The 13,606-nt window shown below is 58.5% G+C and carries 13 protein-coding genes; 6 read left to right on the forward strand and 7 right to left on the reverse strand.

Going from position 1 to position 13,606, the window contains the following annotated elements; translation table 11 throughout:
* Window positions 1–6: 6 nt before the first annotated feature.
* The 3 genes from olsE to ubiE form a co-directional block, all read right to left on the reverse strand.
* On the reverse strand, window positions 7–921 hold the full coding sequence (olsE, locus tag ATU_RS01525) for an ornithine lipid hydroxylase OlsE (protein ID WP_010970816.1): 915 nt from the start codon (window positions 919–921) through the stop codon (window positions 7–9).
* A gap of 471 nt (window positions 922–1,392) precedes the next feature.
* Window positions 1,393–2,967 (reverse strand): 2-polyprenylphenol 6-hydroxylase, encoded by a 1,575-nt coding sequence (ubiB, locus tag ATU_RS01530; protein ID WP_010970817.1) that lies wholly within the window; start codon window positions 2,965–2,967, stop codon window positions 1,393–1,395.
* Window positions 2,968–3,003: 36 nt separating this feature from the next.
* Window positions 3,004–3,780 carry a bifunctional demethylmenaquinone methyltransferase/2-methoxy-6-polyprenyl-1,4-benzoquinol methylase UbiE gene (ubiE, locus tag ATU_RS01535; protein ID WP_006310167.1) on the reverse strand — a complete coding sequence of 259 codons (777 nt, stop codon included), beginning with the start codon at window positions 3,778–3,780 and terminating at the stop codon, window positions 3,004–3,006.
* Window positions 3,781–3,923: 143 nt separating this feature from the next.
* Here ubiE and mutM point away from each other — a divergent pair, with 143 nt between their 5' ends.
* The 4 genes from mutM to dnaA all read left to right on the forward strand — a co-directional run bounded on the left by mutM (window position 3,924) and on the right by dnaA (window position 8,422).
* Window positions 3,924–4,820 carry a bifunctional DNA-formamidopyrimidine glycosylase/DNA-(apurinic or apyrimidinic site) lyase gene (gene mutM / locus ATU_RS01540; protein ID WP_010970818.1) on the forward strand — a complete coding sequence of 299 codons (897 nt, stop codon included), beginning with the start codon at window positions 3,924–3,926 and terminating at the stop codon, window positions 4,818–4,820.
* A 46-nt stretch (window positions 4,821–4,866) separates the two neighbouring features.
* Window positions 4,867–5,628 (forward strand): enoyl-CoA hydratase, encoded by a 762-nt coding sequence (locus tag ATU_RS01545; protein WP_010970819.1) that lies wholly within the window; start codon window positions 4,867–4,869, stop codon window positions 5,626–5,628.
* Window positions 5,629–5,823: 195 nt separating this feature from the next.
* A complete protein-coding gene (rpsT, locus tag ATU_RS01550; RefSeq protein WP_006310170.1) occupies window positions 5,824–6,090 on the forward strand; it encodes a 30S ribosomal protein S20 in 267 nt (88 codons plus the stop codon).
* Window positions 6,091–6,958: 868 nt separating this feature from the next.
* The gene (gene dnaA, locus ATU_RS01555) at window positions 6,959–8,422 is read left to right on the forward strand and encodes a chromosomal replication initiator protein DnaA (protein ID WP_006310171.1); all 1,464 of its coding nucleotides are present in this window, start codon (window positions 6,959–6,961) and stop codon (window positions 8,420–8,422) included.
* A 69-nt stretch (window positions 8,423–8,491) separates the two neighbouring features.
* Here dnaA and hemW read toward each other — a convergent pair whose 3' ends face one another.
* From hemW to rph, 3 genes are read right to left on the reverse strand one after another with little or no spacing between them, the layout of a single operon-like run.
* A complete protein-coding gene (gene hemW / locus ATU_RS01560) occupies window positions 8,492–9,691 on the reverse strand; it encodes a radical SAM family heme chaperone HemW (RefSeq protein WP_006310172.1) in 1,200 nt (399 codons plus the stop codon).
* Between the two features lie 5 nt (window positions 9,692–9,696).
* Window positions 9,697–10,341, reverse strand: a complete 645-nt coding sequence (rdgB, locus tag ATU_RS01565) for an RdgB/HAM1 family non-canonical purine NTP pyrophosphatase (protein WP_010970821.1) — start codon at window positions 10,339–10,341, stop codon at window positions 9,697–9,699.
* Between the two features lie 17 nt (window positions 10,342–10,358).
* A complete protein-coding gene (rph, locus tag ATU_RS01570; protein ID WP_006310174.1) occupies window positions 10,359–11,075 on the reverse strand; it encodes a ribonuclease PH in 717 nt (238 codons plus the stop codon).
* A gap of 136 nt (window positions 11,076–11,211) precedes the next feature.
* Here rph and hrcA point away from each other — a divergent pair, with 136 nt between their 5' ends.
* Both hrcA and grpE read left to right on the forward strand, forming a co-directional pair.
* Window positions 11,212–12,303, forward strand: a complete 1,092-nt coding sequence (hrcA, locus tag ATU_RS01575; RefSeq protein WP_006310175.1) for a heat-inducible transcriptional repressor HrcA — start codon at window positions 11,212–11,214, stop codon at window positions 12,301–12,303.
* A gap of 114 nt (window positions 12,304–12,417) precedes the next feature.
* Window positions 12,418–13,053 (forward strand): nucleotide exchange factor GrpE, encoded by a 636-nt coding sequence (gene grpE, locus ATU_RS01580; protein WP_010970822.1) that lies wholly within the window; start codon window positions 12,418–12,420, stop codon window positions 13,051–13,053.
* Between the two features lie 81 nt (window positions 13,054–13,134).
* On the opposite strand, the gene ptsN is transcribed toward grpE, so the two are convergent.
* Entirely contained in the window at window positions 13,135–13,596 is a 462-nt protein-coding gene (gene ptsN / locus ATU_RS01585; protein ID WP_006310177.1) for a PTS IIA-like nitrogen regulatory protein PtsN, read from the reverse strand.
* Window positions 13,597–13,606 lie beyond the last annotated feature (10 nt).

Below are 13,606 nucleotides of genomic sequence, written 5' to 3' on the forward strand. Positions count from 1 at the left end.
TTGCCGTCAGCTTACCTTCTTGTCCTTACCGATGATCTGGCGGACGCCTTCTTTGGTGAAGGGCTGCAACAGTTGCGGCACAAACCCCTTGGCGATCTCGCCCTTGATGCCGATATCGGTGGAAGAGGGCCTATCGGGGTTATGATAGGACCCGAACAGGATATCGAAGATGACGAGGTTCTCGCCGTAATTGGTATTGCCTTCCGGAAGCTGCTTCGAATGGTGCCAGCGGTGCAGGCGCGGGGTGCTGAAGATATAGTCGAGCAGCCCCGTTTTCATATCGACGTTGCAATGGGTCAAGATACCGATGAACGCGGTCACCGCACCCAGCCACCAGAAGACCTGAAGCGGCGCACCCATGAAATAGAGCGGAATCTGGCTGAGCGTGATCTTGAACAGGGAATCGGCCACATGGAACCGACCGGTATTTACGACCCAGAGCCGCACGACGCTGTGATGCAGCGCATGGAAGCGCCAGAAGAACACGGTTTCATGCGCGATGCGATGGGCCCAGTAGAGACCGAATTCGGCAATCGTCACCGCAAGCGCGACCTGAACGATGACAGGCAGGTGAGACGGCCACAGGTCGAAACGCATGGCCGCCAGCGGCTGCAGCACATTGGCGGCCAGCATCGGGAAGATTGCCGCGGCGGCGGCAGCGAGCTGCACGAGCCCCTTCGTCAAAAGCGTGTGACCGATGCTGGTCATGGTCTCGCCGTCACCCTCAAGCCATTCGACTTCATAGGGAATATAGCGCTCGAGAAGAAACAGGCTCAGAACCGCGCCGGCGTAAACAGCCAGAAACGCAGCGATCGGATGGCTGCCCGCGAAAGCGAAATAGGATCCCGCGAGGCCGCCGCCAAATACGAGTGGCCACGAAGAATAGGAAAGGGCCTGTTTTATTACCTGCGCTTTTGCCATGAATTTCAATTCCCGTCCGGCAATCATCTACCATTCAACCAGCGATGCAACTCTCCGCAGGATCGCGGTTGCCCGTCGCTGACGCGCCCGTCCCTGCATGGATCGGTGCGAAGTGGCCGCATCGGCCGATAATAGTCCCATTCCCTTCGATCATACCTGTCGCTGCGTCGCAATTCCCGTCTCACCTCGTCGCAACTGCGTGGTATTCCATCATTTATGCTACCGTCCGTACAGGGATCGTAGACCCTGTGTTGCGCCATCGCTTCCGGCACTGCGACCGGTTGAAGACTGAAGAATAGCGAGCCAACCAGAAGTGTTAACAATCGCATCGGCCACCTGTTTCGTTGAGAAGATCAGGTCACTATTCTTCGTATATTGCATGAGCATGGCATGCGGTCGTTACGTCTGCTTAATAGGCGGTTTTTTTGATAACTGAGGCGCCTGGCGGTCACGCCGGGCACCTTCACGTTCTTAGCTGATTCGGATGGCAATATAGAGAAGCGTCAGCGCAATCACCCAGAGCGCAATCCGCCCCCATTTGGTATGGCGCGCTTCCGCTTTGCCGATGGCTTCCGCCGTCTGCGCGTCAAAACGCAGGCCGTTTTCGCTCATATACATCAGTTCGGAATGCAGCTTCTCGGTCTTGGCGGCGATCTCGGGCACTGCTTCGGCGAGCTTGAGTGCCGCCTTCACGCCGTCCTTCAGATCGGTGGCGATGCGTTTGGGACCGAGATTGTCACGGATCCAGCCGCCGACGACCGGATCGGCCGCCTTCCACATATTGAAGCGCGGATTGAGCATGCGCGACACGCCTTCCACCACCACCATGGTCTTTTGCAGCATCACCAGTTCCGGCCGCGTTTCCATGTCGAAAAGCTCGGTCACTTCGAACAGCAGAGTCAGGAGCTTGCCCATCGAGATCGTCTCGGCCGGCTGGCCGTGGATTGGTTCGCCAATGGCGCGGATCGCCTGGGCGAAGCTGGCCTTGTCGTGATGGCCCGGCACGTAACCGGCCTCGAAATGCACTTCCGCCACCCGCATGTAGTCACGCGTGATGAAGCCATAGAGGATTTCGGCAAGGAAGCGGCGTTCCTTTTTGCCGAGCCGACCGGCAATGCCCATATCCACGGCGACGATCTCGCCCTTCGCATCGACGAAGAGGTTGCCGGGATGCATGTCGGCATGGAAAAAACCGTCGCGCAGCGTATGCCGCAGGAAGGACTGGATCAGCGTATCGGCCAGCTTGTTCAGGTCGTGGCCGGCTGCCTTCAGTCCCTCGATATCCGACATCTTGACGCCGTCGATCCATTCCATGGTGACGACGTCGCGGCCGGTGCGTTCCCAATCCACTTCGGGAACACGGAAGCCGGGATCTTGTCTGGTATTTTCCGCAAGTTCGGAAAGTGCGGCGGCCTCGAGCCGCAGATCCATCTCGATCTTGGTCGTCTGCTCCAGCGTGCGTGTCACTTCCACCGGCCGCAGGCGACGGGCGGAGCGAACGAAACGCTGCTGCAGGTCGGCAATCAGATACATCGCCTCGAGATCGTTCTGGAAACGCTGACGCACGCCGGGTCGAATGACCTTGACGGCCACCTTGCGCGGTCCCTTTGGTGTATCCACCATGGCCGGGTGCACCTGGGCGATGGAGGCGGCGGCGATCGGGTCGCCGAATTCTCTATAAAGCTCCGAAATTGATCGTCCGAGCGAACCTTCGATATTGGCCTTCGCCGCAGCGGCCGGGAAAAAAGCCATGCGGTCCTGAAGGCTCGCAAGATCGTCGGCGAAATCGGCGCCCACCACATCCGGCCGGGTGGCCAGAAACTGGCCCATCTTCACATAGGAAGGCCCAAGCCGCTCGACCGCCACGGCTAGCCGGTCGCTGCGCTGCGCCCGTTTTGCCTTGCTGCGGGCGAAAGGTTTCAGCGCGGCTTTCAACAATTGTGCCGGGGCAGGCAGGTCATCGGACGGCAAAGCCAGCACGACGCCTTCGCGCACGAGAACCCAGCCAACCCTAGCGAGGCGGAAATATGCGCCCAAAGTACTCATGCTTATGCTTGTCTCCTGCGTCTGCCGGGCATGGTCTTAAAGCTTCCAGCCGGAATGCAGGGCGGCGATGCCGCCGGTATAATTGGTATAGGTGACGCGGGAAAAGCCGGCAGTACGGATCATCGTTGCAAAATCCTCCTGATTGGGGAATTTGCGGATCGACTCGACCAGATATTGATAGGGCTCGGCATCGCCGGTGATCATCTTGCCGAATTGCGGAATGGCGTTGAACGACCAGGCATCATAGACGCGGTCGAGCAGCGGCATGTCGACTTCGGAAAATTCCAGCACCAGCAGCCGTCCGCCGCGTTTCAGCACGCGGTAGGCCTCCTTCAGCGCCACATCGATGCGCGGCACATTGCGAATGCCGAAGGCGACCGTATAGGCGTCGAATGTATTCGCCTCGAAGGGCAGCTCCTCGGCATTGGCCTCGACGAAGGTCAGATTGTCGGAAAGCTTCTTTTTCGCAGCGCGTTCCTCGCCCACAGCCAGCATCGAGCCGTTGATATCGAGAACGGTGGCATGCGCCAGACGGTTGGAGGCTTCGATGATACGGAAGGCGACATCGCCAGTGCCGCCCGCCACGTCCAGAATCTTGTAGGAAGGATCCTTGCGCGGCGAAAGCGCGGAGACCATGGCGTCCTTCCACAGCCGGTGCAGGCCGGCCGACATCACGTCATTCATAATGTCGTAGCGCTTGGCCACCTTATGGAAGACTTCATTGACCAGCCCCTGCTTCTTGCCTTCATCCACCTTGTGAAAGCCATAGGACGTTTCCATGCCACCTTCTGCGGTCGTACGGGCGTCAGTCATCATCTGTCTCCATATTTATTGCGTGGCGGACCATAGCGGAAACGCCATGGCAACGCTATCTGTTGCCGCATCGCCTGGGCGCGACATTTCGCGTGCACTGTATAGACCACATGGTCCTAACGATAAACTGCCGGATAAGCCAGATGCCAGAATTGCCAGAAGTCGAAACCGTCAGACGAGGCCTCGCACCCGCCATGGAAGGCGCAAGGGTCCGCAAGCTCCATCTTGGCCGCCCGGATCTGCGGTTTCCGTTTCCAGCGGATTTCGCGGGGCTGATCGAAGGAAAAACGATCATCTCGCTTGGGCGCAGGGCGAAATATCTTCTCATCGAGCTGGAGGACGGGCTGACGATCGTGTCCCATCTCGGCATGTCCGGCTCGTTCCGCATCGAGGCGGAAAAGGGAGAGGGCGGCGAAGCGCCCGGCGCCTTTCATTATGCCCGCTCGAAAGACGGCAAGCATGACCATGTCGTCTTTCATCTGGATAAAGGAGAGGAGCGCGTCTGCGTCATCTATAATGATCCGCGCCGCTTCGGCTTCATGCATCTGGTGGAGCGCAACAAGCTCGACCTCTATCCCGCCTTTGCCGAGCTTGGGCCCGAACCGACCGGCAATGCGCTGAGCGCGGATTATCTGGCGAGCCGGTTCGAGGGCAAAAGCCAGCCACTGAAAAGCACGCTGCTGGATCAGAAGATCATTGCCGGGCTGGGCAATATCTATGTCTGCGAGGCGCTTTGGCGCGCCCATCTTTCTCCCTTGCGGGCGGCGGGAACGCTGGTGACGACACGTGGCAAACCGAAAGCGCAGCTCATCGATCTGACGGAGAAAATCCGTGATGTGATCGCCGATGCGATTGCCGCCGGCGGCTCCTCCCTGCGCGACCATATACAGACGGATGGAACGCTCGGTTATTTCCAGCATTCCTTTTCGGTCTACGATCAGGAAGGCCAGCCTTGCCGGACACCCGGCTGCGGGGGTACGGTTGAAAGGGTGGTGCAGGCCGGTCGTTCGACATTCTATTGCGCCGCCTGCCAGAAATAGCGGTGCTGCAAATTACGGAGAAGGGGAGATTGCCGTGGACTATGAAATGATACTGGTCGAGAAGCGCGATGAGGTGGGCGTCATCACGCTCAACCGCCCCAAGGTGCTCAACGCCCTCAATTCGGTGCTTCTGAAAGAGCTGCGGCACATTCTGTCTTCTTTCTCAGCCGATGATTCCATCGGCGCCATCATCATCACCGGCTCGGAAAAGGCATTTGCGGCCGGCGCCGACATCAAGGAAATGCAGGGGCTGGATTTCGTCGATGCCTATGTGGGCGATTTCCTGGGTGGCTGGGATGAGGTTGCGGCCACACGCAAGCCTGTTATTGCCGCTGTTTCCGGTTTTGCGCTCGGCGGCGGCTGCGAGCTGGCGATGATGTGCGATTTCATTATCGCTTCGGACACGGCGAAGTTCGGCCAGCCGGAAATCACCCTCGGCGTCATTCCCGGCATGGGCGGATCGCAGCGGCTGACGCGGGCGGTGGGCAAGGCGAAGGCCATGGACCTCGTTCTGACCGGCCGCATGATGGATGCGGCGGAAGCCGAGCGCGCCGGCCTCGTATCGCGTATCGTGCCGGCTGCAGATCTCATGGAGGTGGCGGTGGAAGCTGCGACCCGCATTGCCTCGCTGTCGCGTGCTTCCGTGCTCATGGCCAAGGAAAGCGTCAACCGCTCCTTCGAGGTGCCGCTCGCCGAGGGGCTGAGATATGAACGGCGTGCCTTCCAGTCGCTCTTTGCGACGGAGGATCAGAAGGAGGGCATGGCGGCCTTCGTTGAAAAGCGCAAACCCGCTTTCCGGAATCGCTAAGGATTCGGAATATCGGCGCTTTTAAGCGTTTTGCGCGTTGACGGGGGTGCGCTTTAGCGGTATATGCCCGCCCACGGTTAAGGAAAGCCATCCGGCTTGTCCGAAATTACTCCCGCATTCTTGGGTTACGTGAGGTCGTCGAACGACCCGATCCTCTGGTTGCGGAATTTGGTTTGAATTCGAAGAGAGGCATACATGGCCAATACAACTTCGGCGAAAAAGGCGACCCGCAAGATCGCTCGCCGTACCGCAGTCAACAAGGCTCGCCGTTCGCGCGTTCGCGGCTTCATCCGCAAGGTCGAGGAAGCAATCGCTACCGGCGATCTGGCAGTCGCCACCGAAGCTCTGAAGGCAGCTCAGCCTGAGATCCAGCGCGCAGCAACGCGTGGCGTTCTGCACGGCAACACCGCATCCCGCAAGGTGTCGCGTCTTGCCCAGCGCGTTAAGGCTCTTTCCGCCTAATCCGGCTAATCACAATTAACTATTCAAAAAGCCTGGTCTTTTGACCGGGCTTTTTGTGATTCTAACTGCCCATTAACCATTGCTGCCGTAACGTGACAAATGCATGTCAGATGGACGACAGGAAAAGCATAATAAAAACAATCATTTACTGGAGGTCTCCCTGAAGGTGGGAAGCTTTCTCTACGGAAGTCGCGGCTAGTTTTGAGTCAAGCAGATTTTTATTTTTTTGGTAAAATCGGCTCTCAAAAATTGCCAAAATTGAATCTCATTGATTCATAAGCGATTCTGCTTCGTACCTCGTCGGTGATGCAAAACGGCCTTTGTGAGTCAATGGCCGATCTGAGTTTTTGCAGAAAAAACGCCATTGATCTCTCCCCACGATCCTGCCTAAATGCATTCCAACAAGGGGTGCGGAGCTCAGTCCACAGATTATCTCGATGATCATATCGACGATATTCACCTTCTTGCTAGCGGATCTTTCGAGATCCGTTTTTTCAGGTCATGGAGCTTTTTGTGCCGTTTCGGTCTCGGAACGGGAAGGAGCTTTTTGTCCTCAAAAATGCGCCTTAAGGTTGTAACGAAAGGAGCGTTTTTAGCGTGTCGCAGGTCTCTCCATGAGGGGGAGTGAAATGGGATAACCGACTCGCAAACGAGTAGTCGCCTTTGTCGTTCTTTCGAGGGGAACGCTGGGGGCAAAATAAACGAGGGGGATCCCTGGCGGTCGATATTTGATCGTCAGGCTATGATTGGCAATTTGAAAGGCGGCAATATGCAATTGAATTTGGCGATGGGTGCGGTGGCTGATGGGGACCGCGCACCAAAGGCATGTGATGCAGCTTGCTCAGAAGCGGCAGGGGATAAATCGGCAATGATGCATGATGCGCTGTTTGAACGTTTTAGCGCGCGGCTCAAGGCACAGGTTGGTCCCGAGGTCTATGCAAGCTGGTTTGCACGGCTCAAACTCCATACCGTTTCGAAAAGCGTCGTCCGCTTTACCGTTCCGACGACCTTTCTGAAGTCCTGGATCAACAACCGTTACATGGATCTGATCACCAGCCTCGTTCAGAGCGAGGATCCGGATGTGCTGAAGGTGGAGATTCTTGTCCGCTCGGCCAGCCGTCCGGTTCGCCCGGCGCAGACCGAAGAACGGGCGCAGCCCGTTCAGGAGGTTGGTGCGGCTCCGCGTAACAAGTCCTTCATTCCGTCGCAGTCCGCGACAGCGCCTGCGGCTCAGCCTATGGCGGCGCAGGCGACCCTGCGTCAGGGTGGTTCCGGGCCGCTGTTCGGCTCGCCGCTCGATACACGCTTTACCTTTGATACCTTTGTTGAAGGGTCGTCCAACCGTGTCGCCCTTGCGGCGGCAAAAACGATCGCCGAAGCTGGCGCTGGCGCCGTGCGCTTCAATCCGCTGTTCATTCATGCGGGGGTCGGCCTCGGTAAGACGCATCTTCTGCAGGCCATTGCCAATGCAGCCATCGACAGCCCGCGCAATCCGCGCGTGGTCTATCTGACGGCCGAATATTTCATGTGGCGTTTTGCGACTGCGATCCGCGACAATGACGCGCTGACGCTGAAGGACACGCTGCGCAATATCGACCTTCTCGTCATCGACGACATGCAGTTCCTGCAGGGCAAGATGATCCAGCACGAATTCTGCCACCTGCTGAACATGCTGCTCGACAGCGCCAAGCAGGTCGTGGTTGCGGCTGACCGTGCGCCCTGGGAGCTGGAGTCGCTCGATCCGCGTGTCCGTTCCCGTCTTCAGGGCGGTATGGCGATCGAGATCGAAGGCCCTGATTACGACATGCGCTACGAAATGCTCAACCGTCGCATGGGCTCTGCGCGTCAGGATGATCCGTCTTTCGAAATTTCGGACGAAATTCTGACCCATGTGGCCAAAAGCGTGACGGCGAGCGGTCGCGAGCTTGAAGGCGCCTTCAACCAGCTGATGTTCCGACGCTCTTTCGAGCCGAACCTCTCGGTTGACCGTGTCGATGAACTGCTGTCGCACCTCGTTGGCAGCGGTGAGGCCAAGCGTGTCCGTATCGAGGATATTCAGCGCATCGTCGCCAGGCACTATAATGTGTCGCGGCAGGAACTGGTGTCCAACCGTCGCACCCGCGTCATCGTCAAACCGCGCCAGATCGCCATGTATCTGGCCAAGATGTTGACGCCGCGCTCATTTCCCGAGATCGGTCGTCGTTTCGGCGGTCGCGACCACACCACGGTTCTTCACGCGGTGCGCAAGATCGAGGATCTGATTTCCGGCGATACAAAGCTCGGCCACGAGGTTGAGCTACTGAAACGCCTGATCAACGAAAACAACGCATGAAAAAAAGCGGCCTTCGGGCCGCTTTTTTATTGAATTCTCGTTATCGGGTTCAGCCGGGTGGCGCTGGCCTCAGCAGGCGAGATCGGCCACCACGGCATCCAGAATAAGCATGCCGGAGGGTGTGCAGCGCAGGCGGGAATTGCCGAGCCTTTCCACGAAACCGTGCTGAAGGAGAAACTCCTCCTTTTCCGGGTCGAGGTCGCGGCCGGAGAGATCGCTCCAACGGGCGAGATCGATGCCTTCGCGCAGGCGAAGGCCCATCAGCAGCAATTCATCAGCCTGTTCATCGACACCGAGCAATTCCTGGTCGACCATGCCATGGCCTTCCCGCTCAACGGTTTCGAGCCAGGTCTCGGGGTGCCGCTCGGTAGCGGTGGCGAGCTTGGAAGCGCCACGCGTCAGGCGTCCATGCGCACCGGGGCCGATGCCGGCATAATCGCCATATCGCCAGTAGGTGAGGTTATGGCGGCTTTCGGCGCCGGGCCGGGCGTGATTGGAAACCTCATAGGCCGGCATGCCGTAACGCTCGGTGATTTCCTGCGTCGCCTCATAAAGCACGGCCGAATGTTCGCCATCCGGAACGATGAGCTTGCCGGCCTTGTGCAGGCCATAAAAGGGTGTGCCTTCCTCGATCGTCAGCTGATAGAGCGACAGATGGTCGACGGCATAGGAGACAGCCTCCTTCAGTTCGGCGTCCCATTCGGCCACCGTCTGGTTCGGGCGGGCATAGATGAGATCGAAGGACATACGCGGAAAAATCTCCCGCGCCAACCGAATGGCTTTCAAGGCATCGGCGACATCATGCAGGCGGCCGAGGAATTTCAGGTCGCGGTCATTCAGTGCCTGCACGCCGAGCGAGACACGATTGACGCCTGCCGCCCGATAACCCCGAAACCGTTCTGCCTCGACGCTGGAAGGATTAGCCTCCATGGTGATCTCGATACCATCAGGCACATGCCAGAAACGCGAGATGCCATCCAGTAGCGCACCGACCGTCTGTGGGTCCATCAGCGAAGGCGTACCGCCGCCCATGAAAATGCTGGTGACGACGCGCGGGCCGCTCAGCGTCCGCATATGTTCCATTTCACGCAGGAAAGCCGCCGTAAACCGTTCCTGATCCACCGGCCGGTGGCGGACATGGCTGTTGAAATCGCAATAGGGGCATTTGGCCGCGCAGAAGGGCCAGTGCAGATAGATCCCGAAACCGGGATCGCCCGTATCCGGCAGAAGCGATGCGCCGGGGGCAGAAAGTTGGTGCTCCCCGACCATCGGGTTCATGCCTCCAGGCAGGTTTCTACGAATTTTTTGAACGCCCGGGCGCGGTGAGAAAGTGCGAAAGCGTCGCCATGTTTCCAGCCGTGTTTTTCATCCGCGCTCATTTCGCCGAATGTGGTGTCATATCCATCGGGTTTAAAGATGGGATCATAACCGAAACCGCTCGTACCGCGCGGCGGCCACACCACGGTGCCTTCGACCTCGCCACGGAAATATTCGACATGCCCATCCGGCCAGGCCAGGCACAGCACGCTGACAAAGCGGGCCGTGCGATCTTCCGGCTTGGAGGCTCCGCGCTCGGCCAGCGCATCCTCGACCTTCTGCATCGCCATGGCGAAATCGCGCGTGCCATCGGCCGTTTCCGCCCAATTGGCGGTATAGACACCGGGTGCACCATCGAGCGCGTCAATCACGAGGCCGGAATCGTCGGACAATGCCGGCAGGCCGGACGCCTTCGCAGACGCGAGCGCCTTGATGGCGGCATTTTCCTCGAAGGTAGTACCCGTCTCTTCCGGCTCGGAGAAGTTCAGCTCCGCCGCCGATTTGGCGGAGAAACCGAAAGGCCCGATCAGATCGGCGATCTCGGCGATCTTGCCCTTGTTGTGGCTGGCGACGACGATCGTTCTGGTATCGAGCTTGCGCATGACGTTTTCCTGTCGGCTCAGGCGATTGCCTGTTTCTGAAGGGCAACCAGTTCGCTGCAACCGGCCTTGGCAAGACCGAGCAGCGTCAGGAACTCTTCCTCCGAGAAGGGCGCACCTTCCGCCGTTCCCTGAACCTCGACGATGCCGCCGGAACCGGTAATCACGAAATTCGCGTCGGTCTCGGCGGAAGAGTCTTCCAGATAATCGAGATCGATCACCGGCTGCTTGGCGAAGATACCGCAGGAGATCGCGGCGATATGGTCCTTCAGAACCTTCTCGACCTTGATCATGTTACGGGTTTCCATCCACTTCAGGCAGTCATGCAGGGCAATCCATGCACCGGTAATGGAGGCGGTGCGGGTGCCGCCATCGGCCTGGATGACATCGCAGTCGATGCTGATCTGGCGTTCGCCAAGGGCCTGCAGGTCAACGACGGCGCGCAGCGAGCGGCCGATGAGGCGCTGGATTTCCTGCGTGCGGCCGCCCTGCTTGCCGGAAGCAGCCTCACGCTTCATGCGTTCATTGGTAGAGCGTGGCAGCATGCCGTATTCAGCGGTGACCCAGCCCTTGCCGCTGTTGCGCAGCCACGGCGGCGTCTTTTCTTCAAGGCTTGCGGTGACGAGCACATGCGTGTCGCCGAATTTCACGAGACAGGAGCCTTCGGCATGCTTCGAGAAATTGCGCTCGAAGGAAACCTTGCGCATCTGGTCGGTTTTTCTGCCTGAAGGCCGCATATGATCCACTCTCCATGTTGGTTCCTGCCTTCTAAGGTGCGCTCCGGGCTTTTGCAAAGCCAATTTCCGTTTTGCCCCGGCGTTGCAACGCATTATATTGGCGTAAAGTAGATTTGGACGATAAAGAACGGACAAGATGGGTTTTTCAGCACCGCTTTCAAAAGATCAGGCATCGCTGCTCGATGAGCGGTCGCGGGAAATTTTCCGGCGCATCGTCGAAGGTTATCTCGATACGGGCGAGCCGCTCGGATCGCGCAGCCTGTCGCGGCTTCTGCCGATGTCGCTTTCCCCGGCCTCCGTCCGCAACGTCATGAGCGACCTGGAGGAGCTTGGTCTCATCTATTCGCCGCATATCAGCGCCGGACGCCTGCCCACGCAGACGGGGCTGCGCTTCTTCGTGGATGCCTTCATGCAGGTGGGCGATCTTCCTGCCGATGAGCGGGCGAATATCGACCGTCAGATCGGGCCGGTTGCCGGCCACGAACAATCGCTGGAAGGTTTGCTGACGGAAGCGAGCCGCATGCTGTCAGGCATGTCGCGCGGGGCTGGCCTCGTGCTGACGGCCAAGAATGATGTCATCCTCAAACATGTCGAATTCATCAGGCTCGAGCCCACCAAGGCGCTCGCGGTGCTGGTCGGCGATCACAATCAGGTCGAAAACCGTATCATCGAATTGCCGGCCGGCATCTCCTCTTCGCAATTGACCGAGGCGGCGAATTTCATCAATGCCCACCTGTCCGGACAGACGCTGCAGGAGTTACGCGGGCAGTTCCAGACCCAGCGTACGGAGTTGCAGTCGGAACTCGGCATGCTGGCGCAGGATCTCGTGGAGCGTGGTCTCGCTATATGGGCGGGCGACAATGAGGAAGGCAAGCTCGGCCGGCTCATCGTTCGCGGCCGCTCCAACCTGCTCGAGGGCCTCGCTGGTGAGGAAGATATCGATCGGGTACGCATGTTGTTCGACGATCTCGAGCGTAAGGAAAATCTGATCGAGATTCTCAATCTGGCGGAAAGCGGTTCAGGGGTCAGGATTTTCATCGGCTCTGAAAACAAGCTGTTTTCGCTCTCCGGTTCCTCTCTCATCGTCGCGCCCTATCGCGATGAGGAAAATCGTGTCGTGGGTGCTGTCGGCGTCATCGGGCCTACCAGGCTGAACTATGCCCGTATCGTACCGATGGTCGATTATACCGCGCAGATCATGGCGCGCCTTTCCCGCAAACAGAGATAGGACACATCAGCAAGATCAGAGAATGCGGCAAGCTTTTTGCCGCAAGCCTTGATTTTTGCCCGTCAAAGCTCGATATCGGGCCCAACCCAATAACAGTCTAATCTGGAGAACGTCATGACCGACGATACAAAAAAGCCCGGACCTGACGCGGACGTCGCGGAAGAGTTTGTCGATCCTGCCCAGGCAGGTGAAGAACAGGCCGAAACGGCAGAGCCCGATCCGGTGGAACTGCTCAAGGCTGAGAACGCCGATCTGCGCGATAAATTCCTCCGCCTTGCAGCCGAGATGGACAATCTTCGCCGCCGCACCGAGCGTGACGTCAAGGATGCCAAGGCCTATTCGCTGGCCGGTTTTGCCCGCGACATGCTTGCCGTTTCCGATAATCTTCGCCGCGCGCTGGAAGCCATTCCGGACGAACTCAAGACCAATGGCGAAGCCGGTCTCAACGGCCTGATCGAAGGCGTGGAAATGACCGAGCGCTCGATGCTGTCGACGCTGGAGCGCCACGGTGTGAAGAAGATCGATGCCGAAGGCCAGAAATTCGACCCGAATTTCCATCAGGCCATGTTCGAAGTTCCGAACACGGCGGTTCCCAACAATACCGTACTTCAGGTCATTCAGGCCGGTTTCACCATCGGTGACCGCGTTCTGCGCCCCGCGATGGTGGGTGTCGCCAAGGGCGGCCCGAAGGCTGAACCCTCCGCATCGGCCGAGCCGGGCACGTCGTCTCTTAATGAAAAGGACGCGTGAGGCATTTATCCTTCCGTCATAAAAAACGCGCCTTCAGGGCGCGTTTTTTATTGTCGTTAAACTGACAGGATAGGCCCGCGATCAGGCCGCCGTCGCCTGTTCCTGATTGAGGAAGGCGTAGATCGCCGTGTCGGAATCGGTGGCGCGCAGCTTGGTCACCAGTTCAGGATCGCGTAGCGCCCGCGCAATGCGCGACAGCGCCTTCAGGTGATCCGCGCCAGCGCCTTCTGGCGCGAGCAGCAGGAAAACCAGATCGACCGGCTGGTCGTCCAAAGCTTCGAAATCGACCGGGGTTTCAAGACGTGCGAAGACGCCGGTAATCTGATGAATGCTGTTGAGCTTGCCATGCGGAATGGCAATGCCATGACCCACACCGGTGGAGCCGAGTTTCTCACGCTGGAGGATGACGTCGAAAACTTCCCGTTCCGAGACCCCGGTAATTCTGGCTGCCTTTGCGGCCAGCTCCTGAAGCAACTGCTTTTTGGAATTCACCTTGAGGGCGGGAATAATCGCATCTTGTTGCAGCAAATCTGCCAACGCCATTCTCTTTTTC

The organism is Agrobacterium fabrum str. C58 (genome assembly GCF_000092025.1).
GTDB lineage: Bacteria > Pseudomonadota > Alphaproteobacteria > Rhizobiales > Rhizobiaceae > Agrobacterium > Agrobacterium fabrum.